The following is a 25,828-nucleotide window of genomic DNA, read 5'->3' as shown; positions in this document are numbered from 1 at the left end:
GCGGCTGCGTCGCAACAGTTGAGAGGGCACCATGGCCTTTCGTTCCCGCCGCGAGAAACTGCGCTCCATTCTATCGGGCTCAGCCTGCGTCCATCCCGGCTCGGTCTATGACGCGATCTCGATCCGCATCGCCGAGGACCTCGGCTTTCCCCTCGGCATGTTCGGCGGGTCGGTCGCCTCGCTCGCCGTGCTCGGCGATCCCGACATCACGCTGATCACGCTCTCCGAGCTTGCCGAGCAGATGCGGCGGATGTCGCGCGCCGCAAGCCTGCCGGTGCTGGTCGATGCCGATCACGGCTATGGCAATGCGCTCAACGTGCGCCGCACGGTGCAGGAGCTGGAGACGGCGGGTGCCGCCGGCCTCACCATCGAGGACACGCTGCTGCCCGCCGCGTTTGGCGAAGCGAAGGCGCAGCTGATCTCGCTGGAGGAGGGCGTCGGCAAGATCAAGGCCGCGCTCGACGGCCGCGGCGATCCCTCGCTTGTCATCATGGGCCGCACCGGCGCCGCCTCGATCACTTCGCTCGAGGACGCGATCCGCCGCGCCAGGGCCTACGAGGCCGCCGGCGTCGATGCGTTGTTCTTCACCGGCATCAAGTCGCGCGCGGAGCTCGAGGCCATTGTATCCGCGACGCGTCTTCCGATCGTTCTCGGTGGCGCGCCGGACGAATTGAACGCGATCGACTATCTCGCGGGCCAGCGCGTACGCATCGCGCTCCAGGGCCACGCGCCGATCGCGGCCGCTACGCAGGCCGTGTACGAGACCCAGAAAGCGTTGCGCGAGGGCACGGCGCCGAAAGCGCTCAAGGGGTTGCCGTCTGCGGAACTGACGGGCCGCGTCATGCGCGAGGCCGAGGTCAAGGCGCGCAGTGCCGATCTTCTCGGGCTGAAGACATGAGCCGGGCGATCCTCCAGGTCATGATCCGCGGCCGCGTCCAGGGCGTCGGCTACCGGGCCTGGGTCGAATACCAGGCCACCGCAAGCGGCCTCGAAGGCTGGGTCCGCAACCGCCGCGACGGCAGCGTGGAAGCGTTGTTCGCCGGCACGCCGAAGCACGTCGCCGATATGGTCGCACTGTGTCGCCACGGACCGCCGTCGTCGCGCGTCGACAGCGTCACCAGCGAGACGGCGAGTGCGGACGAGCTGAACCTGCGCAGGGCAGGGGAAGCGTTTTCGGTGCTGCCAACGGTGTAGAGGTATTCACCGCGGCAGCTTCGCGATCGCCTCGCTGAGCTCGTGGATTTCGTACGGTTTGCGCAGGATCGGGAAGTCGCCGCGGACGCCGGCCGCGGCTTCGCTGTAGCCTGTGGCGAGCAGGATCGGCAGGTCGGGGCGGATCTGGCGCAAACGATGGGCGAGGGTGAGCCCGTCCATCTTGCCGGGCATCACGATGTCGGAGAAGACGAAGTCGACGCCGTTGTGCTCGAGTTCGCGCAGTGCGGACTCGGCGTCGGGAACGCGGCGAACATGGTAGCCGAGCTGTTCCAGAAGGCCGATGCTGACAATGGCGACTTCCGGATTGTCCTCGACCAGCAGCACCGTGCCGCTGCCGCGGAGCGACCGTGCTTCCGTTGCCTCGCGCACCGGCGCATCCTCTCCGCGCGGCAGCAGAATGGTGAAGGTCGTGCCCTTGCCGAGCTCGCTTGCGACCCTCACGGTGCCGCCGGCCTGATGCGCGAAGCCATGCACCTGCGACAGGCCGAGACCCGTGCCTTTGCCGATCGGCTTGGTCGTGAAGAACGGCTCGAAAATCTTGTCGACGACGTCGGAGGGGATACCAAGCCCGGTGTCGGCGATGTCGATCGCGACGAACTCGCCAGTCAGCAGCGTCTCGTTCAGCACGACGTTGCGTGCGCTGATCGTCACCGTGCCGCCATCGGGCATCGCATCGCGGGCGTTGATGACGAGATTGAGCAGGGCCGTCTCGAGTTCGGAAGCGTCGGTCGTGATCGGCCAGACATCGCGATCGATGTCGAAGGCGAGGCGCACGGAGCTGCCGACGCCGGCTTCAAGCACCTCGCGGATCGAAGCGATACGCTCAGCGAAATCGATCGCCTGAGGATTGACGCTCTGCCGCCGCGCGAAGGTCAGGAGCTGCCCCGTCAGCGCCGCGCCGCGCTTGGTCGCGGTTTCGATCGCGGAAATCGCGCGCTGGAGCTTGGCGTCGTCGATCGCGCCCCTCTTTAGGATGTGGAGGCTGCCGCTGATGATCATCAGGAGGTTGTTAAAGTCGTGGGCGACCCCGCCCGTGAGCTGGCCGAGCGCGTCGAATTTCTGGGACTCGGCGAGTTGCTTCTGCATCGCTTCGAGCTTGAGCTGCGTGTCGCGCCGCTCGGTGATATCGCGCGTGATCTTGGCAAAGCCGATGAGCTGGCCGTGCTCGAAGATCGGGTCGATCACGACGCTTGCCCAGAAGAAGGTGCCGTCCTTGCGGACGCGCCAGCCTTCCTCCTCGTAGCGGCCCTTGTCCCGGGCAATGCCAAGCGCCCGGGCGGGCTTGCCGTTGGCCCGGTCCACCTCGGTGTAGAAGCGCGAAAAGTGCTGGCCGACGATCTCTGCGGAGGAATAGCCCTTGATGCGCTCGCCGCCGCTATTCCAGCTGGTGATGATGCCGGCGGGGTCGAGCATGTAGAGGGCGTAGTCGGCAACCCCTTCAACCAACAGCCGGAAACTGCGTTCACTTTCGAACAAGTCTCTCTGTTGACTAGACTTTTGAACCATTCCGAACCCCGCCTGGACCGGAGCAAACGCTCGAAGGTCCCGTTGGTTCCGCCGGATGAAGGATTCTTAGGCAACCAAGCTGGACGGTATACAGGGCCGGAGGCAGAATGCAGGAACGGCTTGACAGACGGTCATCTTCGTCAAACGCAAAGTTCACCGAGGAGCTCGGCCGCCGCCTGCACCGGCCCGCGGGGTTCCGCATTCCCGGCGGTCTGCTGCGCCGGATAGGTGGCGGCTTCGCCGATAAGCTGTTGCTCGTCGGTCAGCGCGTGCTGCCGAACAATGCGCTGAGCCGTGGCTTTGTGTTCCGCCACGAGACGCTGCGCAGCGCGTTCGAGGCGATCTTGTGAGATTTCAGGTGGCGGCTACACTTCGAAACGTCGCCGCCACCGCGCGCAGCGCCGCAAGCTTGGCCGGATCGCTAACCTTCGAATGCAGCATCACCTTGGAGCTACCGAGCTTTGGCAGCTTGTGCGCAGGCCCGATGTCGACCAACCCGGGCGGTGCGATCCGCCAGGCCAGCGGCGCGATCGCAAGTCCGGCGCGCGCGGCTGCGACCACCGCCGTGACGCCGCCGCCAACAAAGCGCTCGCGCCAGGTGATGCCGGCTTTGTCGAGCGCGCGCACGGCAATGGCGCGGACGCCGCAGGGCGGGGCGAGCGTCGCGAGCGGCAGTGCTTCGCCCTTGGGCAGTGTGAAGCGTCGCGACGCGAACCAGCCGAACTCGTCCTCGGTCAGCTTCTCGCCGCCGCGCCGACTGCCTTCCTGGCGGACGATCACTGCATCCAGCTCGCCCGCGTCGTAGGCATCCTGCATCTCGCGCGAGAAGCCGATGGTGACGGCGAGGGTGAGATTTGCCGAAATCGCGTGCAGGCGTTCGAGCAGCGGCACCAGTTCGGGGCCAGCGGCGTGGTCGGAAATGCCGAGCGAAAGCGATTGCGCGGCCGGTATCTCACCAGATAGCGCGCGATCATGCGCCGCGATCAGCGCACGGGCGCGATCGAGGAACGCTGCACCTTCGGTGGTGAGCCGGACCGCGCGCGGCGAGCGTTCGACGAGGCGTTTGCCCAGCAGCATCTCCAGCCGTTGCAGCTTGAGGCTGACGGCGGCCTGCGTCGTGCCAAGCACCTCGGCGGCACGGGTAAAGCTCTGGAGGTCGGCGACCAGCAGGAAGGCCTGGACGGTGGCGATATCGAGTGTGGCTGTCATTACGTATCGTTATCACTGCTATCTACATAGATAAGATACCAAAATGACGGTGGGAGGTCTAGCTTCTGCTCAACGCCGCACGAACCCCGCGCGACATTCTGAGGAGAACGACAATGCCCCTGATCACTGTGTCCTACACCACGCCTCGCCAGCCGCCGTCGCTGAAGGCCGACATCGCCAACGCCGTGTCCGAACTCACCGCCAGGATTCTGCACAAGGATCCCAAGGTCACCGCCATCATCGTGAAATCGGTCGACGCCGGCGACTGGTTCGCCGGCGGCCGGTCGCTCGCCGAGCAAAAGCTCGCGAGCTACTGGATCGACATCCATGTCACCGAGGGCACCAACACCAAGGACGAGAAGGCGGCCTATCTCGCTGCCATGTTCAAGCGCATGGCCGAGATTTTGGGCCCGCTGCATCCCGAGACCTATCTGCATGTCGACGAGGTCAAGGGCGATGCCTATGGCTTCGGCGGCCTGACCCAGGAACGGCGCTACATCGCCGGAAAGCTCGAGGTGTCGCTAGCTGCGGCGTGAGACTGCGGGCCGCGGGTGAGCAATCTCACCCGCGGCTTGACCACGTTGCAGCACGGATTGTCAGCCTGCCGCGCGGAACTGAACCTCGGACTTGTTCAGGAAGCACGTCTTGTCGAACAGCTTCAGGTCCAATGGGTTCGGCAATCGGACATCGTCGAGATCGGGGCAGGGCTTGACGGAGGGATCATACGACCGATCAATTTGCGAGATGAAGACGACGATCAGTCCCTTGTCGCGCGCGAACGACTTCAGCGCGCGCACTTGAATGGTCAAATCGGGGTTCTCGCGCCGCTGGTCGAGCAGTTGCAGATAGTCGATCACCACGACCGTGCCGCGAGGGGACGCGGCCATCTGCTTGACGACGTAATCGGCGCTGATCGCGTCGGAGCAGTCGACCTCGAACATATCGGCGACTCGCGCCGGGTCCACGCCGGTCGCCCGCAAGCGGTCCAGCACGTCTCTCTCGGTGTATTCAAGCGAGAAGAACGCGGCACGATGGCCCGACTTCATCGCCTCCACGGCGAGTTCGAGGCTCATCAAAGTCTTGCCCTGACCGGGGCGTGCCCCGACCAGCACCACGTCGCCCGGCTTGAATTGCGGGAACAGCTTATTGGCTGGCGTCAGTGCGGCGGCTTTCGCTGCGAGCATGCTCCAGGCGGAAAAGCCTTCGGCCGTGGCGACGCGGTCCAGTGCGTCGTGGAGCGGGATGCCTTCCTCGCGGGACAGGCGTTTTGCTTTACGCTTCAGATGATAGATGGGTGCAGACAGTCTCATCGTGAGAACCTCCCATTGCGAGCATGATCGCAACCCCTCCTTATGCTTGGCGCTCGAACAGTCGGTCCGATGATCTCATCGCCCGGCATGAGGTCTGCTTTCCCGGCGGAGGGGGGAGGCGTGGGCGGCACCGGAAACAAACGTAGCCGATTCCACAACGGCAGAGAACAAGCGCGGTCAGCTTTCCAACAGCCTAAGCCGCCGCTTCCGGCACCAGTGCTTTGGTCGGCCCGAACAGCTCCTCAAACGCCTGTCGGAGCGCGATGTCGACATCGGCCATAGTGACGAGCTGGCCGAGGTCCACCAGCGAAGTGACTCCGTATCGGGAGTCGGCGACGCCGCAGGGCACGATGCCGGCGAAATGCGAAAGCTCCGGCTCGACGTTGATGGCGATTCCGTGGAACGAGACCCACCGCTTCAGCCTGACGCCGATCGCCGCGATCTTGTCCTCGTGCCCCTCGCCCTTGTCCGGGCGCTTCACCCAGACGCCGACCCGGTCCTCGCGCCGCTCGCCGCGGATGTTGAAGGCGGCGAGCGTCTTCAGAATCAGTTCCTCGAGGCTTGCGACATAGGCCCGCACGTCCGGGCGGCGGCGCTTGAGGTCGAGCATGATGTAGGCCACCCGCTGTCCGGGGCCGTGATAGGTGAGCTGTCCGCCGCGCCCGGTGGCAAAGGTCGGGAATCGGGGATCGAGCAGGTCGGAATCCTTGCCCGAGGTGCCGGAAGTGTACAGCGGAGGATGTTCGAGCAGCCACACGAGCTCCGGGGCCTCGCCTGCCGCGATCGCGGCGACGCGGGCCTCCATGGCGGTGATGGCTCCCGGATAAGGCACCGGCGCGTCCGAAATCCGCCATTCGACCGGCTCGCCGCCAGGGGCGGAAAACGACGTCAAATCGAGGTCTTGACGCCGATCTTGGCGGAGGTTTTGCGGTGAATTAACCATTGCCTAACCATAACGTGGTGATGATCGTCGGCGCAAATGCCAAGTCCTTTGGCGCGAGTCTCTAGTTGCGGTGGTGCTGACAGTGCCTACTCTCGATAAAGTCACCGTGGATCTCATGGTCGTCCTCGGGACGACCACCATGCCGATCCATCAAGTATTACGTCTTTCCCGCGGCGCCATCATCGAGCTGGACGCAACCGAGGCCGACGAGGTCAAGGTTCTCGCCAACAATCTGCCGGTGGCCTCCGGCGTGGTGCTGGTCGACCGCAACCGGATCGCCGTCGAGGTCAAGCAGATGCTGCCGCGCACGGCAGGCACGCGGTAGCGGCCTGGGCACGGGGCAGAGGCCTGGGCACGGGGCAGAGGCCGATCCCGGGGGAGCGGGCCGGAACTTTCCTGTCAAGCTTGTGGAATTCGGGGCCATTGCAGGCTTGTACCCCTCTGATGGATTTGTTAGATCGGCGCCGTTGATCCGGCCGGCCTCCTAGGCCTCAAGCCGGCATCCCCAAAAGCGCTCGTGGCGGAATTGGTAGACGCGCTGCCTTGAGGTGGCAGTGAGTAAAATCGTGGGGGTTCGAGTCCCTCCGAGCGCACCACAAACCCACATTTCACATTGAAATAATTAGACTTTTTCTCGGACGTTACCCGGAAAGTTACCACTCCGTTCCGGTGTGGCGTTCGCGCGCTGTTCACCTGCGGCGTTGCCAGGTCGTCGTCCAGTGACTGGCCCTGATCGAAGGTGACGATCTTCTCCATCCCGCTGATCCCGAGCCTCTCTCGATTCGCCTGCGCGATGTAGTGTGCGGGCATTTTGGGGGCGGTCCAGCCGAACATGGCCATCATCTGACTCTCAGTGCAGTCGGCGTAAGCGGCGAGTTCAGCCCAGGCCTTTCGAACGCCATGGCAGCTCTTCTTCGGTTCGTTGACGCCCGCGAGAACCGCATATTTTTTGAACTTGGCCGCCCACGCCTTCTTGTTCATCGGCAGGACACGGCCGCGGACGACCTTGCCGGTGAATACCTCAGCGCCGGTGATGTTCGCCGCGCGAGCCGCCCTCAGGCTCGCAGCGAACTCCGGATGGACAGGCACCGTGACGGTTGTATTGCCCTGACTTTTCTCAGCGGCAATCTGCACAGCCATCTTTCGCACGATCTGGCGCAGGTGGGGCGGCCCGAAACGGTGGGCATCTCCAAGCCGCAGGAACGTGTAGTGCAGGATGTCGAACATCAGCCGTGCTTCGGTACCCAACGGCCACTTCGCCCGATAGCGGGCCATGTCGTCCTCGGTCCAGGGCACAAAACCGCCGGTCTCACGGCTCGCCTTTGCCTTGCCGGACTTTAGTCCGATCGTTGGATCGTCGTCTTCGTCGATATGCCTCTCGTCGATCATCCAACGGATCATGCCCCGAACCGCCGATAGCAAATTGCCCGCCTGCGATGGGGTACGCGCCTTCATCTCCGCTTTGATCACCTTGCGCGTCAGCACCGCAAACGGCTTCTCGCCATTCTCGGGTAGCAGTGACTCGATTAGTCCGATGCGCTGGAGCCGCGTGGACTCCGCAAGCCCCTCGTGACCGATACTGAGGTTGCCGAGCCAGTGATCACTTTGCTTGTAGCCGTTCCAGTACCAGCGCAGCGTACCAGCGCGTGCCGGTGTCTCCGGCAGAGCAGGGCGCGCCTCGTTGCGCTGCTTCTGTGCGTTGATGAAATCGCCGTCGTTGCCGTACAGCGCGATCTGGCCGGCAACCGCGGCATCAACTTCGGCGCCGAACTCACTAGTGCCGTACTCGGCCTTGATCCGGATCTTCGGCAGCTTGTTTCGCAATTGCACGTAGTACCGCACTTGACCACGTTGGCTTACGTCGACATGCAAATAGCGACGTTCCGGCTGGTCCGGTTTCGCTATGCCTTTGCCACGACGCATGCGAATGACTCCCCCCAACGCTGTAACGCCTGCTTCATAGGCAGCGTCGAACGCTGACGTTCCGTATTCCTCCGCAATCCCGATCCTTCGGCCTTTGCTGCTGACTTTCACGTACCAGCGCAGCGAACCGGACTCGGAATAGTTAAAGTAAAGGTACATGCGCCGATCCCCGGGAGCGCGGGGGTCGCGTTTTTCCGTTCCAAGGATTGCTGTCTCCGTCGACCAATGCCCGGAGTCTAGCGACGCGATGACTCCGCATCAATTGCATAAGGTGTCTTTCACCCGCTTTCGGTGCGTTTCAGGTAACGCTCCAACGCCTCCGATGGAACCCATATTTCGTCGACACCTGCAGTGGGTTTGGTTGGAGGGGCGCTCGACGTCAGCGCAATCCGAATAACACCGTCTGCATCGACGCTGACCGCGCTCGCGCCGGCTTCCTTGGCGGCTCGGATCGCGCGAGCTAGGTCGGCTTGTGTAACCTTTGCCGGACGCCGCGGCATGACGTTTTCTCCAAACTGAAAATTTAGCGCGTTCAAGGCGCGCGCTTCCTCGCCGATCATTCTCAGTGCAAAACACAGTGCGTTGGCATCAGCTTCTGCGTTGGCGACTGCGAAATCGATAGCAATGACTCAGGAGATAGCGCCGCGTTAATTTATTTGACCACCGCGTTCGGCACTCAACCTAGTGAAGGTAGATAAAGCTTGGAGTATTGTGAGACAGTGGAGAGAGCCAAAAATCATCGTGAGCTAGCGAAGTCGAAGAAGAAGATGGCGATCATTTTCTCTTGATCGGCTTGGCTGCGACAGCTCTGCAGTTTCTCAAGGATTTCTTTAGCGCTTCCAATGCTGCGGCCTCGAGGCGGTGCGCGCTCGATCCTGGAACGGCACACTGGCTCACGTGATGGACTGGAGGCGGGAAGAGGGACGTCAACGATCCGGTCCATCAGATCACGCATATCGGCGGCTTCCCGTTCGCCCATAGTGTCTTCAAAGGCTGTCTGCGCGCGTCGCCATGCGGCCAGCGCGCAGGCATCCGTCTTATGTCCCTGCTTTGTGACGCTGACGATGCGCTCCCGGCGGTCATTCTCGCCGACCGAAATCTCAACGAAACTGTCGCGCACGAGCGGCCTCAGGTTATACCCCGTGGTCGCACGATCCGTCGACATCAGCTTGGGGAGCCGCGCCATGGTCATCGGCCCCAAGGTCAAGAGATAACTCAGCGGACTGCCGATTTGAGGCCGGTCGAGACCGATGGCCCCCAGCAGGCACTGGCTCCCGGAGCAGGCGCTGAACTGGTCTGGACCGCCTGTCGTGCACGTTCGCCCGACGTCCTTCCTGGACACGTTCTTCCTTCGGCTCGTGATCGCTCGCGTCCCGCTTTCGCAGCGGGCCAGGACCAGACAGGTTCAATAATAGAATTAAGATGATGCGGGCGGCGCAACCTGCTTCTCCGACGCGGCGTTCCCGGCTGAAGATGCTCTGCCCTAGTGATTTTCGCGCCCCAAGCCAAACATGCCACTTCTCATCGAACCCGTCGGCTCGGTGGCGCCGTCAACGAACGACCATCTAATCGCTTGACTAGTTCTAAAAAAGAACGGTAGCTTTTCGCTGCAAGACGGCCGAGCTCAACGGCCGCAGGGCTCACCGCGCCGGCCAATCAGATTTGGGCGGCGAGGCGCGCAGTTCGCACGGCACGGTGCTGGGCGAGCAGCCGGGCGACGCAACAAAACACAACGACGTGCCCGGATGGGTGCGCATCAGGGAGGACGAGCCATGTTGGCGAAATGGAAGAGTCTTGCGGCTCTGGCTTTGCTTTTGAGCAGTCCGGCGTTCGCAGCCGACGAGCAAGGAGTGACCGCGACCGAGATCAAGATCGGCGGGGTATATCCATTCAGCGGACCTGCGTCCTCGATCGGTCTCGTAGGCAAGGGCCTTATCGCCTACATTCAATCGATAAATGACCGCGGTGGTATCAACGGCCGCAAGATTAACTACATCGCCTATGACGACGCCTACAGTCCTCCGAAAGCGGTGGAGCACGTCCGCAAGCTCGTCGAGAGCGATGAAGTGGCGTTCATGTTCGGCCAGCTCGGCACGCCCGGCCTTTCGGCCACGGCAAAATACCTGCGGGCGAAAGGGGTGCCCAGCATCGCCATCATCAGCGGTTCGTCGAAGTTCACTGACGTCGCGAGCTACCCGCTGACGACGACGGGCCTCGTCAGCTACGACACTGAAGGAAAGATCTACGCCAAGTATTTGACCAAGGCGCTGCCGAACGCAAAGTACGCGATCCTTTATCAGAACGACGATCTCGGCAAAGACTACGTCAATGCCTTCAAAGCGTTTCTCGGCAAGGACTACGATCGAAAGGTCGTCAGCGCGTCCTATGAGGTCACGGAGCCGACCGTCGATTCGCAGATCACAACTCTGAAAAGCTCCGGTGCCGAGGCCCTGATGATCGCGGGAACGCCGAAATTCGCCGCGCAGGCGATCCGGCAAGCTTCTGTGATCGGCTGGAAGGCGACGGTGATCATCAACTTTCCGTCCGGTTCGGTCGGCGGCACGCTCGCGCCGGCTGGCCTCGAGAAATCAGTGGGCGTGATCGTCGGGACCATCAACAAGGACGTCGTGGATCCGACCTGGAAGGACGATCCCGCCATGCAGACCTATCGGGCGTTTCTCGACAAGTACCTGCCCGGCGTCGATATCACCAACGGCAGCTATCTCACCGGCTATCAGCAAGGCATCCTGCTCGAGCAGATCCTGAAACAATGCAGCAATGATCTGTCGCGCAAGAACGTTCTGGCACAGGCCAAGAACCTCAGGGATTTCGTCGTCCCGACCGCGTTGCCCGGGATCAGGGTGAACACCAGCGAAACCGAGAACATGATCTGGACGCAGATGCGGCTGCAGCGGTGGACCGGCTCGACCTGGGAAGCCTTCAGCGAGGTGTTGGACGCCAGGTCCGAGTGAGTTCGTGACAGCCAGAGGAGCGGACGCGGCGCGAGCTGCGTCCGTGCTTGCTCTGTGTCGGCGAGCCGCCCAGGGGCACCACAGGAATGCACCGCGTGCGGCCTTCAGCAATTCGGGAGATCATTTTCGATGTCGACGACGGCACTGACGTTTGCACCACGAGAGGTTTCCATCGAGCGCCGGGCAGACGGCACGCTCATCTTGAGTTCGCCTCTCGCGTGGGAACCGTGCGATTGGCGCATCACGGATTTTCTGCCACGCTGGGCCGAAGCCGTCCCGGACCGGATTTTCCTCGCGCAGCGCAACGCGAAGGGCGAATGGGACGAGATCACCTATGGAGATGCGTGGACGCAGGTTCAGGCGGTCGGCCAAAGCCTGATCGACATGGGCGCAAAGCCGGCCGACAAGCTCGCGGTCCTGTCGGGAAACTCCATCGAGAACGCGGTGATCTCGTTTGCGGCGATGTCGATCGGGGTCGTTCTGGCGCCGATCTCGCCAAACTACACGCTGATGCCCGGCGGACTGGCACGGCTCAAGGACATCGCCCAAGTGCTGCGCCCGAGTTTCGTGTTCGTCCAGAGCGGTCGCGACTTTTCCGCCGGTCGCGCCATTCCCGAACTGGCCGCCGCGACCTGGACCAGCGTCGATGGTGCGCCGGACACGGTGCCTTTCAAGGTTCTGACCGATCGGACCGGGAGCGAGGGATTCGCGCGCGCCTCGCGCGAGGTGCCTTGCGACGCAGTCGCCAAGATCCTCTTCACTTCCGGCTCGACCGGCTTTCCCAAAGGGGTGCTCAATACCCACCGGATGATGGCAAGCTCCCTGCAAATGGGGAGCCTGCTCGTATCACCTCCGGCTGCCCCGGTGCAGGTTGAATGGCTGCCCTGGCACCATACGATGGGCAGCAACGTCATCCTTCACGGCATTCTGAAGAATGGCGGAACGCTCTATATCGACAACGGCCGGCCGTTGCCGCAGCTCTTTCACAAGACCATTGCCAATCTCAGGGAGATTTCGCCGACCGCGATGTTCAACGTGCCTGCGGGCTACAATCTCTTATGCGACGCGGTCGAGAAGGACCACGACCTCGGGGCCAGCGTGTTCAAGCGGATGGATCGTTTGAGCTACGCCGGCGCTGCAATTTCGCAAGGCACGCTTGAAAAACTCTACCGGCTGACATCGTCGATCACGGGCCGGTCAATTCCTGTCATGTCAGGCTACGGCACGACCGAAACCGCCCCGACGATCAGTACGACCCACTGGGCTACGGATCAGCCGGGGGAGATTGGCCTTCCCGCGCCGGGACTTCAGCTCAAGCTGATTCCCGTCACCGATACTTACGAGGTCAGGGTCAAGGGACCCAACGTCACGCCCGGTTATCTCGGCCAACCGGAGTTGACGGAAAAGGCTTTCGATGAAGAGGGCTTCTATCGCATCGGCGATACCGTCTCGTTTCTGGACCCGCAGAAGCCGGAGCGGGGTCTTCGCTTTACCGGCAGAATCTCCGAGAATTTCAAGCTCTCGAACGGCACCTGGGTGGCGATCGGCAATATGCGCGCGGCAATCCTGGCCGCGACCCGCGGCGTCCTGCTCGATATCGTCGTTGCGGGCGAAAACCGCGAGGCGTGCGCGCTGCTCTGCTGGCTGAATCCGAGCGAGGCGGCAAGAATCTCGAGCGGCCAAGCCGGCGATTTGACCTGCGATCCTGGCGTGATTCAGTTCCTGAAGGATCGTTTTCAGGAGTATAACGAGACGGTCGGGAGCAGCGAAAGGATCTGTTCGTTCTCGCTGCTGAAGGATCCGCCATCAATGGCCGCGGGAGAAATCACCGACAAGGCCTATGTCAACCAACGTGCCGTGCTGAAAGTTCGCTCCGAACAGGTTGAGCGCCTCTACGCCAACGAACCGTGCCGCGATGTGGTCTTGGTGTGACGGCGAGTTCAGCGTTACTTGCGGCATGCCGGCGCTGCCGTCTCAAGCGGCGCGTGAGCGTGCCTTTGTCTTCCTGCTCTCCGGCGTCTTTCCGGTCTCCGGCGCGCTTTTCTCAATCAGGCCGCCGCGGGCACCCGGCCCCGGGTGAGTGTGAACCTCCTTGGCCGACAGCGGCTCGCCGCATTCGGAGCACACCATGACCGGATCGAAGTCCTTTCCGCATTTGCGGTGCTGGTGCAGCAAGGGGCGGCCGCGCTCGTCGACCATATGAGTATCACCCCAATGCACGATCGCCATCATGATCGGATAGAGGTCGAGGCCCTTCTGAGTCAGGATATATTCGTGGCGCTTGGGCGATTCCTGGTACGGAATGCGGCGCAGGATGCCCTGCCGAACCAGTTTTTTCAGCCGCTCGGCGAGCAAGTGCCGTGTGATTCCCAGCGCCGACTGGAATCCCTCGAAGCGGCGCGTGCGCAGGAAGCACTCACGCAAGATCAGGAGCGTCCAGCGATCGCCGATCACGCCGATGGTCCGGGCCATCGAGCACGGCTCTTCCTCGAGTTCTTTCCACTTCATCCACACACTCCAGTCGTGCCGGCATGGGCCGTTTCGAATCGCCACAGAGGCCAGCGCCGTCTCTTGCATTCTAGATAGGTACTAAATTCCAAACAATACCCCTCGGGACAACGGAAACCAGCGGAGTACAGACATATTTGACAGTTCTATTTTAGAACTATACGCTAGAGGAAAATGGGTCGCTGGCGAGTGGATCGCGAGGGACCGCCATACGATCTCCGGGAGAAGCCGCGATGACCTTGAAGGTTGAATTCCAATTCGATTTCGGTAGTCCGAACGCCTACCTGGCCGAAACGGCCATTCCGGGCATTGAGCAGCGCAGCGGCGTGAAGTTCACCTACGTCCCGGTCCTGCTGGGCGGAATTTACAAAGCGACCGGCAACATGTCGCCGTTCGATTCTCTTCGCGGGATCAAGAACAAGCCGGAATATCAGGCGCTGGAGACCCAGCGCTTCATCCGACGCCACAACATCACGAAATTTCACCAGAATCCCTTCTTTCCGGTCAACACCTTGATGCTGATGCGCGGCGCTGTCGCCGCCCAGTTCGAGGGCACGTTCGAGCCCTATTTTCGCGCCGCCTATCATCATATGTGGGAAGAGCCGAAAAAGATGGACGACCTCGAAATCTTTCGCAGCGCGTTTATCTCCTCGGGCATCGATGTCGACCGGCTGATGGCGCGCGCACAGCAGGATGACGTCAAGAAACGGCTGATCGATCTGACCAACGATGCCGTCAGCCGGGGAGCATTCGGCTCTCCGACGTTCTTCGTTGGCAAGGAGATGTTCTTCGGCAAGGACCAGCTCCGCGACGTCGAGGAGTCCATCGTCGAGCAAACCAGACAGCCCGTTCCCAAGTCGGCCTGACGAGCGCCGATCGTCCGGCGACTGGCGAAAGACGCTCGCGGTTCGAGAACAAAAGCAAAATCAGGGAGAATGCCCATGCCCGGTCCACTTCACGGCGTTCGGGTGCTCGATTTGACCGGCGTTGTGTCGGGTCCATTCGCGACCATGTTTCTGGCGGATCAGGGCGCCGACGTGCTGAAAATCGAGCCGATCGGCGGCGACATTACCCGCCGCAGCCGTGCCACCATCGACAAGGAAGGCGAGTTCTCCGCGCTGTTCATCTCCTCGAATCGAGGAAAGCGCTCGCTGTCGATCGACGTCAAGAGTGCGGCGGGGCGCGAGGTGCTCACCCGGCTGGTCGCGCAGGCCGATGTCCTGGTGCAGAATTTCCGGCCAGGGACCATGGAACGTCTTGGTCTCGGCGTTCAGGAGCTGCGCCAGCTCCATCCGCGCCTGATCTACGTCTCGATCAGCGGCGTCGGCGATACCGGTCCATATGTCAAGAAGCGCGTCTATGATCCGATCGTTCAGGGACTCTCCGGCTTCGCCGACATCCAGTCGCAGCCGGTGACGAACCGGCCACAGATGATCCGCACCATCGTCTGCGACAAGACCACCGCGGTGTTCACCGCGCAGGCGGTGGCGGCGGCACTGTATGCACGCGAGAAGACGGGGCAGGGCGATCATATCCAGGTGGCGATGCTGGATGCGATGATCTCCTATCTGTGGCCGGAAGGGATGATGCAATACACCGTGGTCGGCGCCGAGGCGGCCGCCGCCGATCCGAACGACCGGCCGGATCTCGTGTTCAAGACCAGCGACGGCTATATCACCGCGGGCACCATCTCCGATTCCGAATGGCAGGGTTTTTGCCGCGCTTGCGGCGATCCCGAACTTGCCAAGGATCTCCGCTTCGCAACGCCGGCGACGCGTTCGGTCAATGCCACCGCGCGGATCAACAAGATGGCGGAATATATCAGCCAGCATACGACGGCCGAGTGGCTGGAGCGCCTGGACGCCGCAGATGTGCCTTGCGCGCCGATCCTGCGGCGGGGCGAGATCATCCACAATGAACAGGTCGTCGCGCGCGGCCTCATCACCGAATTCGACCAGCCGAAGGTCGGCCGGGTGCGGCAGCCCAAGCCGGCAGCCCGGTTCGATGTCAACCAGGCCGCGATTGGCGGGCCCGCGCCCCGGGTCGGCGAGCACTCGCGCGAGGTGCTGCGCGATCTCGGCTATGACGATGCCGCCATCGACAAGATGATTGCCGAGCGCGCCGTGCGCGTGGCCGTTTAATCAACGGCCCTCGTCGGCGGCCGGCGGCTCTTCAGGCCTTTGCCGGCGCCGCCGCAATGGGAGCGACCGGAGCATTTGCTGCGACCGCTCGCTGATAGGCCCCCCGCTGCTGAATACGTTCGAGGTAGGGCCGCGCATTGTCGCAAATGCCGACGCCGTAAGCGATGGCCCAGTCGAGGCACGTTGTCAGGAGGATATCCGCGCTGCTGAAGCGCTCGCCCATGAGAAACGGCCGGCCGTCAGCCAAGGCGACTTCGACGTGGCGCAGCTGCCCGCGGAAATAGTCTGCGGCTTGAGCGACGACCTCAGGCGCAACGCCATAGATGTGTCCCAGTGCGTCCGCCCGGTGACGGCGCATGACATACAGGCTCGTCGAATCGAGTTCAGCCACGATAAAAAAGCACCATTCGAGCCATGCGGCATAGTCACGGGCGGCGTCCGGAATCAGCGAGCGTTCCGGCGTGGAATACATCCGCGACAGATAGGCGACGATCGCGGCGCTTTCCCCGATGCAGAAGTCGCCGTCCTGCAACAGCGGAATCTTCTGGCGGGGATTGAGCCTGGTATATTCGGCCGTCTTGGTCTCGCCTGTGCGCGGCCCAATGGGCTTGGCCTTATAGGATAAGCCAAGCTCGTGCATCGCCCAGTGCGCACGGATGGTGCGGCTGGTGCCGGCGCCCCACAGCGTGAGATCGGGTGTCGGGCTCATCACCATTTCTCCACCGACGGGCGAAGATCGAGTTCATGGGTCCAGCCGTCGCGGCACTGCTGGTGCGCGAACCAATAGGCGTCTGCGATTGAGGAGGTCTTGGTCAGGCTGTCCGGCGGGATCTCGCTCGCCTCGATCCCCTTTGCCGCCTTCATGCGCTGATGGATCGCGTCGCTATCGACGCCGGCGTCGATGATGAGATGGACGACGTGGATATTCTTTGGCCCAAGCTCGCGCGCCATGGCCTGGGCCACCGCGCGAAGTCCGAATTTCGCCGAGGAAAACGCGGCAAAGCCCTTGCCGCCGCGAATGCTGGCCGTCGCGCCAGTAAAGAAGATGGTGCCGCGCCCGCGCGGCAGCATGACCCGCGCGGCTTCGCGGCCCACGAGGAAGCCGGCATAGCAGGCAAGCTCCCAGGCCTTGAAGAACAACTTCTCCGTGGTGTCCAGGAGGGGCTTGTTGACGTTGGACCCGGCATTGAAAAGGCAGACCTCGATCGGTCCGATATTGCTGTCGATGTCCGAAAAGAGCTTCTGGACCTCGGCCTCTTGACGCGCATCGACACTGAAGGCGTGGATTCGACAGCCGGCGTCAGTCAGTTCATCCACAAGCCCCTGCGATTTGGCGGCGTCGCGCCGGCAGATGCAAACCGTATAGCCGCCCTTCGCAAAGCGCCGCGCGACGGCTGCGCCGATCGCATCGCCTGCGCCCACCAGGATTGCCACGCCGCGGCTCTCGACCATGCGTTTTCCTCAAGTACGTTCTTATTTAGAACGTATTGGTAATTGCTCTCTGCAGCTTTGTAAAGAACGGTCGAAAGGGCAACTTAGCTGCCGCTTTCTCGCGCCAAAGCCGAAAGCGACAAATTTAGCGGTTGACGAGTTCTAAAAAAGAACGTTAGATCGGACCCATGAATGCGCTGCGGCAAAGGACATGGGCTCATATCCGGGAGGTTGGCAATGGCGACCTTTACAAGCGCGACCGATATAGCAGGCGGCCATATGCTCACGACCGGCGAACGCCGCATTGGGCCAGGCGCTCCGGGCTCGGCGGAATAGCTCAACAGATCCAACCCAACCGGGAGACGAGCCTTGCAAAAGAGAAACGCAACCGCGGCCGTGATCGGCGCCGGCGATTTCATCGGCGGCGAGATCGCCAAAAAATTTGCGGCAGAGGGATTCACGGTCTTCGCCGGCCGCCGTAACGGCGAAAAGCTGGCCCCGCTCGTGAGGGATGTCGAGGCTGCCGGCGGAGAAATCCACGCCCGTTCTCTCGACGCTCGTAATGAAGACGAAATCATCTCCTTCCTGAACGATGCGGACAGGCACGCGCCGCTGGAGGTCTGCATCTTCAACATCGGGGCGAACGTCAACTTCCCGATCCTGGAAACCACAGAACGCGTTTTCCGCAAGGTCTGGGAAATGGCCTGCTATTCCGGCTTTCTGGCCGGTCGCGAGGCAGCCCGCCTCATGCTGCCGCGCGGGGGCGGCAACATCTTCTTTACGGGGGCGACCGCCTCGCTCCGGGGCGGCAGCGGTTATGCAGCTTTCGCAAGCGCCAAGTTTGGCCTTCGCGCGGTCGCGCAAGCAATGGCACGCGAGCTTGGCCCGAAAAATATTCACGTCGCGCATCTCATCATCGATTCTGGCGTGGATACCGAATGGGTTCGGCAGCGCCGGCTGGAGGCTCTCGGGCCGAACGCGCTGGATGATCCGGACGCCTTGATGCCGCCGTCCTCCGTTGCCGCATCCTATTGGCAGCTCTACCAGCAGCCGAAAAGCGCGTGGACGTTCGAGATGGAGATCCGTCCCTTCGGCGAGAAGTGGTAGCGGAGCCTGCCACGATGGAGCTCAAGCTTTCCCCCGAGGATGCCGCGTTCCGTGACGAGGTGCGCACTTTCATTGCGGAGAACTATCCGCCGGAGATGCGCGTTCCCAATCCGGAGACCGACCTGACCAAGGAGCAGTCGCTGCTCTGGCACCGGATTCTCTACAAGAAGGGTTGGATCGCGCCGCTCTGGCCCAAGGAGTATGGCGGCCCGGGCTGGTCCGTCACGCAGCGCTTCGTCTTCGAGCAGGAAACCTCTCGCGCCGGCACGCTGCCGCCGCTCGCCTTCAGCGTCACCATGGTTGGGCCGGTGATCTATACGTTCGGCAACGAGGCGCAGAAGAAGAAGTTTCTGCCGCGGATTCTGTCCGGCGAGGATTGGTGGTGCCAGGGCTATTCGGAGCCGGGCTCGGGCTCGGACCTCGCGACCGTCAGAACCAAGGCGGTGCGTGACGGCGACCACTACATCGTCAACGGTCACAAGACCTGGACCACGCTGGCGCAGCATGCGGACTGGATCTTCTGCCTCGTGCGCACCGATCCGTCCGCGAAGCCGCAATCCGGCATCTCCTTCCTGCTGATCGACATGAAGTCGCCCGGCGTCACCGTGCGGCCGATCATCACGATCGACGGCAGCCATGAGGTCAACGACGTCTTCCTCGAAAACGTCCGCGTGCCCGCCGAGAACCTGGTCGGCGAGGAGAACAAGGGCTGGACCTACGCTAAGTTCCTGCTCGGCAACGAGCGCACCAGCATGGCCGGCATCGGCCGGTCCACCCGTTACATCAACAAGCTGAAGCAAATCGTGAGGGCCGAGATACCGGCCGACGATCCCGCCCATCTCGAATTCCTGCGCGACATTGCCCGCATCGAGCTCGACGTGCTGGCGTTGGAGGCGACGGAGCTGCGCGTCGTCGCCCAAATGGCGCGGGGCATTGATCCAGGTCCGGCGGCTTCGCTGTTCAAGATCCGCGGTACCGAGATATTTCAGAATGTCACCGAGCTCACCCATCGCGCGATCGGCAATTACGGCCTTGCCATCCGCGAGCATCCGGTCAGCGCCAACCGCTTCATGCCCGGCCCCGACTACGGCCATACCGCGTCGGAGAAATATCTGAACGCGCGCAAGCTCAGCATCTACGGCGGATCCAACGAGATCCAGCGAAACATCATCGCCAAGGCCGTGCTCGGGCTCTAGCCACGGCGGATCGGGAGGATCGGATGGATATTCAGTTCACGGAAGAGCAGGAATTGCTGCGATCCAGCGTCCAGCGCCTGCTGCGCGACCAATACGATTTCGAGGCGCGCCGTAAGATCGTGGCAAGCGAGGAGGGCTTCAGCCGGAAGCAATGGGACGCTTTCGCCGAGCTTGGCTTGCTTGCCGCGCCGTTCTCTGAGAGCGCCGGCGGTCTCGGCGGCGGTCCGCTCTCGACCATGATCGTCATGCATGAGTTCGGCCGCCACCTCGTGGTCGAGCCGTTCATCGAGACGGTGGTGCTGGCCGGCGGATTGATCGAGCATGTGGGCACGCCGGAGCAGCAGAAAAGCTTCATCCCTGAAATCATCGAGGGCTCGAAGATCTGGACCCTGGCCTGGACAGAGAAGGCATCACGTTTCGATCTGGCCAATGTCACGACCCGGGCGCGGTGCGAGGGGAGCGACTACATCCTGACCGGCGCGAAGATCATGGTGATCGCCGCGCCCTGGGCGGACTATCTGATCGTCTCGGCGCGGACCTCGGGCGACGACCGGGAGCGCGGTGGCGTCAGTCTGTTCGTGGTCGATCGCCGCGCGACCGGCGTCGATCTCCAGAGCTTCAAGACCATCGACAGTCGCCGGGCCGCCGAAGTCAGCCTGCGCGACGTCCGCGGCCAATTGCTGGGCGCACAAGGCGAGGGCGTTGCCGCGCTGGAAGCGTGCCGAGACCGCGCCATCGGCGCACTCTGCGCGGAAGCCGTCGGCGCCATCGGTGAGCTGAACTCGGCGACCCTGGAATATTCGAAGACGCGCAAGCAGTTCGGCACCACCATCGGCTCCTTCCAGGTGCTGCAGCATCGGATGGTCGACATGTTCATCGCCCATCAGGAGGCGCTCTCCCTGATGCAGCATTTGAGCCTCAGCCTCAGCGGCGGCGATGCCAGCCTGTCGCGGCTCGCCTCCGGTGCCAAGTCGAAGATCGGCTATGCCGGCAAGTTCGTCGCCGATCAGGCGGTGCAGCTTCACGGCGGCATGGGAATGACCGAGGAGCTCAGCGTCGGGCACTATTTCAAGCGACTCTCCTCCATCAACATCCAGTTCGGCGATCCCGCGTTCCATGTGCTGCGTTACGCGCAGCTGGACACGGCCGCGTAAGCAGCGAGGCAGGCATGACGACTGAAGCAGTAATCGTTTCCACCGCGCGGACGGCTGTCGGCAAAGCCTACCGCGGCGCGCTCAACAATACCGACGGCCCGACCATGGCGGGGCACGTGATGGCCGAGGCGGTGAAGCGCGCCGGCGTCGCGCCTGATGAGGTGGAAGACGTAGTCATGGGTTGCGCGATGCAACAGGGCACCATGGTGATGAACGTGGCGCGCAAGGGCGCGATCCGCGCTGGCTTGCCGGTGACGGTCGCCGGCACCACCATCGACCGGCAATGCGCCTCCGGCCTCCAGGCCATCGCGGTGGCTGCACGCTCGGTGATGCTCGACGGTGTCGAGGTCGCGATCGGCGGCGGCATCGAGTCGATCAGCCTCGTGCAGAACGAGCATATGAACAAATTCCACGCCGTCGACGACGAACTGATGGCGATGAAGCCGGAAATGTACATGTCTATGCTCGATACCGCTGAGGTCGTCGCCGAGCGCTACAAGATCGGCCGCCACAAGCAGGACGAATACAGCCTCGAGTGCCAACGCCGCGTCGGCGCCGCGTTGCAGGCGGGCCGCTTCAACGAGGAGATCGTGCCGTTCACGACCAGGATGGCGCTGGTCAACAAGGACACCAAGGAGGTCACCTACGAGCAGGTGACGCTCGCAAAGGACGAAGGCCCACGTCCCGAAACCACGGCCGAAGGCCTCGCCAAGATCAAGCCGGTGTTCGAGGGCAAGACCATCAGCGCGGGCAATGCCAGTCAGCTCTCGGACGGTGCCTCGGCCTGCGTGATCATGAGCGACAAGATTGCAGCCAGGAAGGGCCTCAAACCGCTCGGCATCTTCCGCGGCTTCGTCGCCGCCGGCGTCGAGTCGGACGAGATGGGCGTGGGGCCGGTCGCCGCGATCCCGCGGCTGCTCAAGCGCCACAATCTGAAGATCGACGACATCGATCTCTGGGAGCTCAACGAGGCCTATGCGGTGCAGGTGATCTATTGCCGCGACAAGCTCGGCATCGATCCGGAGAAGCTCAACGTCAATGGCGGCTCGATCGCGATCGGCCACCCCTACGGCATGACTGGCTCGCGGCTCACCGGCCATCTGCTGATCGAGGGCCGGCGGCGCAAGGCGAAATACGGCGTGGTGACCATGTGCATCGGTGGCGGCATGGGCGCAGCCGGCCTGTTCGAAATCATCCACTGAGCGGCAACGCGGGGAGACCATTCGTGAAGACAGCGATCACTGAACTGCTCGGGATCGAGCACCCGATCATCCAGGGCGGAATGCACTATGTCGGCTTCGCGGAAATGGCCGCGGCCGTCTCCAATGCGGGCGGGCTCGGCTTGATCACGGGCCTGACGCAGAGAACGCCGGAGCTGCTGGCCAAGGAGATCGCGCGCTGCCGCGACATGACGGACAAGCCGTTCGGCGTGAACCTCACATTCCTGCCGACCTTCAGCGCACCGCCTTATCCGGAATACATCGCGGCGATCAGGGAAGGCGGCGTCAAAATCGTCGAAACCGCCGGGCGCAGCCCCGAACAGTACATGCCGGCCCTGAAGGCGGGCGGCATCAAGGTAATTCACAAGTGTACCTCTGTTCGGCACTCCCTGAAGGCCGAGCAGATCGGCTGCGATGCCGTCAGCGTCGACGGCTTCGAGTGCGGTGGCCATCCCGGCGAGGATGACATGCCGAACATGATCCTGTTGCCGCGCGCGGCCGAGGAACTGAAGATCCCGTTCGTTGCCTCGGGCGGCATGGCGGACGCGCGCAGCCTGGTTGCGGCCCTGGCGATGGGCGCTGCGGGCATGAACATGGGCACGCGCTTTATCGCCACCAAGGAAGCGCCGGTGCACGAGAACGTCAAGAAAGCGCTGGTCGCGGCGACGGAGCTCGATACCAGGCTCGTGATGCGCGCGCTCCGCAACACCGAGCGGGTCCTGACCAACAAGGGCGTCGAGCAGCTGCTCGAGATCGAGCGCGAGAAGGGCAAGAGCCTCAAGATCGAGGACATCCACGACCAGGTGGCGGGCGTCTATCCCAAAGTGATGATCGAGGGCGACATGGATGCAGGCGCCTGGAGCTGCGGCATGGTCGTCGGGCTCATTCACGACATTCCGACCGTGAAGGAGCTGATCGACCGCATCATGGCGGATGCCGAGCGACTGATCAGGGACAGGCTGACCGGATTTCTCGACGCCGACAGCGGAGCCGCGCGGAAGGTCGCGTGAGGACCACGGGGATCGGCGCTTCAAGCGCCGCTTCCCGCGCATCCGTCTGGTGAGGGGCCTCCGACCTCGGCTCCCTCACCGGGGCCGCTGCTAGGCGGCCATTCGCAGCAGACCGACGATGTCGGATTCGTCCTTGAAGGGTCGCGGATTGGCCTGGACGAAGCGATGGTTGATCGCGATTTTGCTGATCCGCTCGAATTTGTCTTCGCCGACGCCGACGTCGGCCAGGCGGCCTGGTAATCCGAGACTTTTGGTGAATTCCGCGAAAGCGTCTGCGGCTTCGATATCCGGCGCACCAAGAGCCGTCGCCAAACGCTTCTGCGCGCCCTCGGTGAACGGCTTGTTGTAGCGAAGCAGGCTCGGCATGATGACGGGCGTGCAATAGTAGTGTGGAACGTCGAACGTCCCTCCAAGCACGTGGCCAATGCCGTGACTTGCGCCCATCGGGACGCGCGCCTGGAGTCCGAATGACGCGAGCCAGGAGCCATATTGAGATAGTCGGCGCGCCTCGAGATCATCGGGTTGTTGCAAGGTCCGCAGCATTCCTTCACGCAGATGACGGATCCCCGCCAGGACGACTTCGTCGGCCAGGGGCGTGCCGGCCGGCGAGCATAAGGCTTCGATGCCGTGATCCATCGCGCGCGTGCCCGATCCCATCCAGAGCTTTGAAGGCGTATGAAGCGTGAGGGCAGGGTCGAGAATGATCGCCACCGGCATCATCTGGGGGTGAAAGAAAATCTGCTTCAGCTTATGGCGCTCATCGGTGACGAGCGCTGCCGCGTTGTATTCGCCGCCATTCAGCGTGGATGGCACCGCGATCTGCCGGACGGTCGGCGAGCGGAAGGGAGAATGGCTGACGCCGGGACCCATGGGAAACGGATCGAAACCCGCTTCATCGCGGATGTCGTGTTCCATCGCCATGATGACGATCTTGGCGAGATCAACGGCAGAGCCTCCGCCGACAGCCACGACCAGATCAGCGCGGGCGTCATTTGCGTGGCAGGCAACCTCGGCCGCCTGCTTGCGCGTCGTATGCTCTGCAATTCCATCGAAGGTCGCTGCGTGTTTGTTGCCGAGCGCTCGGCGAATCTTCTCGATCTCGTCGGTTTTCGAGTTCAAGGTTCGGCTGACGATAAGGAAGACGCGTTTCGCGCTCAGTCGCTCCGCCTCTTCGCTGAGGGCTTCAGACGCCGCTTTGCCGTAGATGACACGATCAATTGCTGGAAAGTTATGTACACCAGTCCTGCGCATTTTTGTCCTCCCGTTGATGTAGTCAAGAGCGCTTGAACATAGTTGCGCGCTCCTGCGCTGGTCATTGCGGCAATTATGTTCCCATTATCGTGCGAGCCAGCTCCGACGGGTTCTCAATAGCTGAGAAGTGGCCGGTGTTTTTGAGGGTCACCATCTGCGAAGCAGGAATCAGCGACCGTGTGCGTTCGCGCTCATCTGGCCGGGACCAGTCGCTGTCACCATAAATGAGCGTCACGGGTGCCGAGATCTGCCGATAGTAGTCGCGGGCGTTGCTCCAGGATCGCCATCCTGCCAGCACCTTGCGTGCGATCCGCTTGTATCCCGGGCGCTGGGCAACTTCATTGAACTCGGCAAGCAGATCGGCCGGCAGTTTGCGGGGATCGTGATATCCACCGCCCATGATCTTGCCGAGGATCAGCTTGTTTTCGAGCCAAGCGTTGATTGCGCCGAGCACCGGGATCTGCAAACTTCCGATGATGAAATTCGCGAACCAGTTGCCGCGTCGAATGCCGTCGCCGTAGCGGGTCTCGTAATCATAGGGATTGATCGCATAGACCCGTTTCACGCGCTGGGGAAGCGACGCCGCCACCGTGAGAGCCAATGCGCCGCCGATCGACTCGCCGACGATCGTGACGTCCGAGAGATCTAGCTGCTCGATGACGCCAATGACGGCCCGCCTGAAGTAGGGTTCGTCGAAGCTTGCGCCAGGATCTATCGGTGAGTGTCCATGGCCTGGCAGGTCAATGGCGTAAACCGTGTGCGAACGGGCGAGGAGGGGCGCAAGACTGCGGAAATATTCAAGCTGCGTCCGGATGGTATGGATGAGGAGCAGCGGAGGCCCGCTGCCGGTCTTTTGAAGACGCACACTTAGCGTGTCCGATAGCTTGAGCAAACTTGGTTTGACTTCACTGGTGCTAAGCATTCGATCTCTCTGTGGTTCGAGGGGTGATCCTTCAGGCGCCTGCGGCGTCGCGAACCTGTTCGGCTGCCGCATCGAGAAGGGCCTGAGCCAGATCAGGGTCGTTGACGACGCGCGATAGCGTCACCGCGCCGATCATTGTCGCGAGAATGGCCATGGCCTTGCCACGGGATTCCTCGCCGCCGGTCTCGGCGAGGAAGCGGCCGAGGACCTCGAGATGTGCCTTGATTCCCGTTTCGAAGGCCGCTTTCACGCCGGGCCCCTGTCTGGCGGCATCCGAGCCGAGCGCCACGATCGGGCAGCCGTCCATCCTTTCTCCGCGATGGTCGGCACTGAGGTAGAACGCGATCACCGCGCCGAGCGGATCATCGGGGTGCTGCGCGGCCGCGTCCGACCATCGGAGGGAGGCGCTCTCCAACGCCCGGTTAGACGCCTCGACCGCCAAATCCTCTTTTGACGCGAACTGTTTGTAGAAGGCGCCTTGGGTCAGCCCGGCGGCCTCCATCAGATCCTTCAGGCCGATGCCGTCAAAGCCCCGCTCCCGGAAAAGGCGACTTGCCACATTGATCACCTTTTGGCGGTTTTCCGCAGCCTGAACGCGACTCACACGCATCGTGGCTCTCCTCTTTTAGATTTCGTTTGACCTCTATACGAGAGTTAGAGGCTGAACGCAATCTATCAAGGGGTCGTTCCCGCGGCGAAAGCTCCTACAACGAGATGGTGAGTTCTCGTCATGATCACGGTTCCGTGAATTCGCTCTTATATAGATTGCGATCGAACTCTATTCTGGATTATAGAGTTTGAAAGCAATCT

General features: G+C 62.5%; 27 protein-coding genes, 1 tRNA gene and 1 pseudogene. 17 read left to right on the top strand and 12 right to left on the bottom strand.

Going from position 1 to position 25,828, the window contains the following annotated elements; genetic code table 11:
• The first annotated feature begins 31 nt into the window (after positions 1-31).
• Positions 32-898 (top strand): oxaloacetate decarboxylase, encoded by an 867-nt coding sequence (locus JJE66_RS35660; RefSeq protein ID WP_200520474.1) that lies wholly within the window; start codon positions 32-34, stop codon positions 896-898.
• Positions 895-1,194 (top strand): acylphosphatase, encoded by a 300-nt coding sequence (locus JJE66_RS35655; protein ID WP_200520473.1) that lies wholly within the window; start codon positions 895-897, stop codon positions 1,192-1,194. Before JJE66_RS35660 ends, JJE66_RS35655 begins: the two co-directional genes overlap by 4 nt.
• A gap of 6 nt (positions 1,195-1,200) precedes the next feature.
• Here JJE66_RS35655 and JJE66_RS35650 read toward each other — a convergent pair whose 3' ends face one another.
• Entirely contained in the window at positions 1,201-2,721 is a 1,521-nt protein-coding gene (locus tag JJE66_RS35650; RefSeq protein WP_200520472.1) for a PAS domain-containing sensor histidine kinase, read from the bottom strand.
• Positions 2,722-2,861: 140 nt separating this feature from the next.
• On the opposite strand from JJE66_RS35650, the pseudogene JJE66_RS35645 reads away from it, so the two are divergent.
• Positions 2,862-3,071, top strand: a pseudogene (locus tag JJE66_RS35645) (DUF1731 domain-containing protein); the annotation flags it as partial.
• A 4-nt stretch (positions 3,072-3,075) separates the two neighbouring features.
• On the opposite strand, the gene JJE66_RS35640 reads toward JJE66_RS35645, so the two are convergent.
• Complete coding sequence (locus tag JJE66_RS35640) at positions 3,076-3,930, bottom strand: LysR substrate-binding domain-containing protein (protein WP_200520471.1); 855 nt, start codon at positions 3,928-3,930, stop codon at positions 3,076-3,078.
• A 113-nt stretch (positions 3,931-4,043) separates the two neighbouring features.
• Here JJE66_RS35640 and JJE66_RS35635 point away from each other — a divergent pair, with 113 nt between their 5' ends.
• Positions 4,044-4,466, top strand: coding sequence for a 4-oxalocrotonate tautomerase family protein (locus JJE66_RS35635; protein WP_200520470.1), 423 nt, complete (start codon positions 4,044-4,046; stop codon positions 4,464-4,466).
• Between the two features lie 60 nt (positions 4,467-4,526).
• On the opposite strand, the gene JJE66_RS35630 is transcribed toward JJE66_RS35635, so the two are convergent.
• Both JJE66_RS35630 and lipB read right to left on the bottom strand, forming a co-directional pair.
• Positions 4,527-5,240 (bottom strand): DNA helicase, encoded by a 714-nt coding sequence (locus JJE66_RS35630; protein WP_200520469.1) that lies wholly within the window; start codon positions 5,238-5,240, stop codon positions 4,527-4,529.
• A gap of 193 nt (positions 5,241-5,433) precedes the next feature.
• Positions 5,434-6,183, bottom strand: a complete 750-nt coding sequence (lipB, locus tag JJE66_RS35625; RefSeq protein WP_200520468.1) for a lipoyl(octanoyl) transferase LipB — start codon at positions 6,181-6,183, stop codon at positions 5,434-5,436.
• 82 nt (positions 6,184-6,265) lie between these two features.
• On the opposite strand from lipB, the gene JJE66_RS35620 reads away from it, so the two are divergent.
• From JJE66_RS35620 to JJE66_RS35605, 4 genes are all read left to right on the top strand, one after another.
• Positions 6,266-6,508, top strand: a complete 243-nt coding sequence (locus tag JJE66_RS35620) for a FliM/FliN family flagellar motor switch protein (RefSeq protein ID WP_035714832.1) — start codon at positions 6,266-6,268, stop codon at positions 6,506-6,508.
• Positions 6,509-6,694: 186 nt separating this feature from the next.
• A tRNA-Leu gene (locus JJE66_RS35615) sits at positions 6,695-6,779 on the top strand.
• A 304-nt stretch (positions 6,780-7,083) separates the two neighbouring features.
• Positions 7,084-7,524, top strand: coding sequence for a hypothetical protein (locus JJE66_RS35610; protein ID WP_200520467.1), 441 nt, complete (start codon positions 7,084-7,086; stop codon positions 7,522-7,524).
• 228 nt (positions 7,525-7,752) lie between these two features.
• Positions 7,753-8,163 (top strand): hypothetical protein, encoded by a 411-nt coding sequence (locus JJE66_RS35605; RefSeq protein ID WP_200520466.1) that lies wholly within the window; start codon positions 7,753-7,755, stop codon positions 8,161-8,163.
• A 221-nt stretch (positions 8,164-8,384) separates the two neighbouring features.
• Here the strand turns inward: JJE66_RS35605 and JJE66_RS35600 are convergent, their stop codons facing one another.
• Positions 8,385-8,666: a hypothetical protein gene (locus JJE66_RS35600; protein WP_200520465.1), complete on the bottom strand. Its 282-nt coding sequence runs from the start codon at positions 8,664-8,666 to the stop codon at positions 8,385-8,387.
• A gap of 176 nt (positions 8,667-8,842) precedes the next feature.
• Positions 8,843-9,292: a MarR family winged helix-turn-helix transcriptional regulator gene (locus JJE66_RS35595; RefSeq protein WP_200520464.1), complete on the bottom strand. Its 450-nt coding sequence runs from the start codon at positions 9,290-9,292 to the stop codon at positions 8,843-8,845.
• A 586-nt stretch (positions 9,293-9,878) separates the two neighbouring features.
• On the opposite strand from JJE66_RS35595, the gene JJE66_RS35590 reads away from it, so the two are divergent.
• The gene (locus JJE66_RS35590; protein WP_200520463.1) at positions 9,879-11,078 is read left to right on the top strand and encodes an ABC transporter substrate-binding protein; all 1,200 of its coding nucleotides are present in this window, start codon (positions 9,879-9,881) and stop codon (positions 11,076-11,078) included.
• Positions 11,079-11,207: 129 nt separating this feature from the next.
• A complete protein-coding gene (locus JJE66_RS35585) occupies positions 11,208-13,010 on the top strand; it encodes an AMP-binding protein (protein WP_200520462.1) in 1,803 nt (600 codons plus the stop codon).
• Positions 13,011-13,052: 42 nt separating this feature from the next.
• Here JJE66_RS35585 and JJE66_RS35580 read toward each other — a convergent pair whose 3' ends face one another.
• Entirely contained in the window at positions 13,053-13,586 is a 534-nt protein-coding gene (locus JJE66_RS35580) for a helix-turn-helix domain-containing protein (RefSeq protein WP_200520461.1), read from the bottom strand.
• Positions 13,587-13,819: 233 nt separating this feature from the next.
• Between JJE66_RS35580 and JJE66_RS35575 the strand changes: the two genes are divergently transcribed.
• Entirely contained in the window at positions 13,820-14,452 is a 633-nt protein-coding gene (locus JJE66_RS35575) for a 2-hydroxychromene-2-carboxylate isomerase (RefSeq protein WP_200520460.1), read from the top strand.
• Positions 14,453-14,527: 75 nt separating this feature from the next.
• Positions 14,528-15,727 carry a CaiB/BaiF CoA-transferase family protein gene (locus JJE66_RS35570; RefSeq protein WP_200520459.1) on the top strand — a complete coding sequence of 400 codons (1,200 nt, stop codon included), beginning with the start codon at positions 14,528-14,530 and terminating at the stop codon, positions 15,725-15,727.
• 31 nt (positions 15,728-15,758) lie between these two features.
• Here the strand turns inward: JJE66_RS35570 and JJE66_RS35565 are convergent, their stop codons facing one another.
• Together JJE66_RS35565 and JJE66_RS35560 are read right to left on the bottom strand one after the other, a co-directional pair.
• A complete protein-coding gene (locus tag JJE66_RS35565) occupies positions 15,759-16,436 on the bottom strand; it encodes a glutathione S-transferase family protein (protein ID WP_200520560.1) in 678 nt (225 codons plus the stop codon).
• On the bottom strand, positions 16,436-17,179 hold the full coding sequence (locus JJE66_RS35560; RefSeq protein WP_200520458.1) for an SDR family NAD(P)-dependent oxidoreductase: 744 nt from the start codon (positions 17,177-17,179) through the stop codon (positions 16,436-16,438). Before JJE66_RS35560 ends, JJE66_RS35565 begins: the two co-directional genes overlap by 1 nt.
• A gap of 348 nt (positions 17,180-17,527) precedes the next feature.
• Here JJE66_RS35560 and JJE66_RS35555 point away from each other — a divergent pair, with 348 nt between their 5' ends.
• Genes JJE66_RS35555 through JJE66_RS35535 form a run of 5 tightly spaced genes read left to right on the top strand, consistent with a single transcriptional unit; the run spans position 17,528 to position 22,845 of the window.
• The gene (locus JJE66_RS35555; protein WP_200520457.1) at positions 17,528-18,265 is read left to right on the top strand and encodes an SDR family oxidoreductase; all 738 of its coding nucleotides are present in this window, start codon (positions 17,528-17,530) and stop codon (positions 18,263-18,265) included.
• Positions 18,266-18,279: 14 nt separating this feature from the next.
• Positions 18,280-19,461 (top strand): acyl-CoA dehydrogenase family protein, encoded by a 1,182-nt coding sequence (locus tag JJE66_RS35550; protein WP_200520456.1) that lies wholly within the window; start codon positions 18,280-18,282, stop codon positions 19,459-19,461.
• A gap of 23 nt (positions 19,462-19,484) precedes the next feature.
• Positions 19,485-20,615 (top strand): acyl-CoA dehydrogenase family protein, encoded by a 1,131-nt coding sequence (locus tag JJE66_RS35545; protein ID WP_200520455.1) that lies wholly within the window; start codon positions 19,485-19,487, stop codon positions 20,613-20,615.
• 14 nt (positions 20,616-20,629) lie between these two features.
• A complete protein-coding gene (locus JJE66_RS35540; RefSeq protein WP_200520454.1) occupies positions 20,630-21,817 on the top strand; it encodes an acetyl-CoA C-acyltransferase in 1,188 nt (395 codons plus the stop codon).
• A 23-nt stretch (positions 21,818-21,840) separates the two neighbouring features.
• Positions 21,841-22,845 (top strand): nitronate monooxygenase family protein, encoded by a 1,005-nt coding sequence (locus tag JJE66_RS35535; protein ID WP_200520453.1) that lies wholly within the window; start codon positions 21,841-21,843, stop codon positions 22,843-22,845.
• A gap of 90 nt (positions 22,846-22,935) precedes the next feature.
• On the opposite strand, the gene JJE66_RS35530 is transcribed toward JJE66_RS35535, so the two are convergent.
• The 3 genes from JJE66_RS35530 to JJE66_RS35520 all read right to left on the bottom strand — a co-directional run bounded on the left by JJE66_RS35530 (position 22,936) and on the right by JJE66_RS35520 (position 25,628).
• Positions 22,936-24,096: an iron-containing alcohol dehydrogenase gene (locus JJE66_RS35530; protein WP_200520452.1), complete on the bottom strand. Its 1,161-nt coding sequence runs from the start codon at positions 24,094-24,096 to the stop codon at positions 22,936-22,938.
• Positions 24,097-24,169: 73 nt separating this feature from the next.
• Positions 24,170-25,018, bottom strand: a complete 849-nt coding sequence (locus JJE66_RS35525; RefSeq protein WP_200520451.1) for an alpha/beta fold hydrolase — start codon at positions 25,016-25,018, stop codon at positions 24,170-24,172.
• 31 nt (positions 25,019-25,049) lie between these two features.
• A complete protein-coding gene (locus JJE66_RS35520; RefSeq protein WP_200520450.1) occupies positions 25,050-25,628 on the bottom strand; it encodes a TetR/AcrR family transcriptional regulator in 579 nt (192 codons plus the stop codon).
• Between the last annotated feature and the right edge of the window lie 200 nt (positions 25,629-25,828).

The organism is Bradyrhizobium diazoefficiens, assembly GCF_016612535.1.
GTDB lineage: Bacteria > Pseudomonadota > Alphaproteobacteria > Rhizobiales > Xanthobacteraceae > Bradyrhizobium > Bradyrhizobium diazoefficiens_C.
This window is presented reverse-complemented; position numbering and strand designations above follow the sequence as displayed.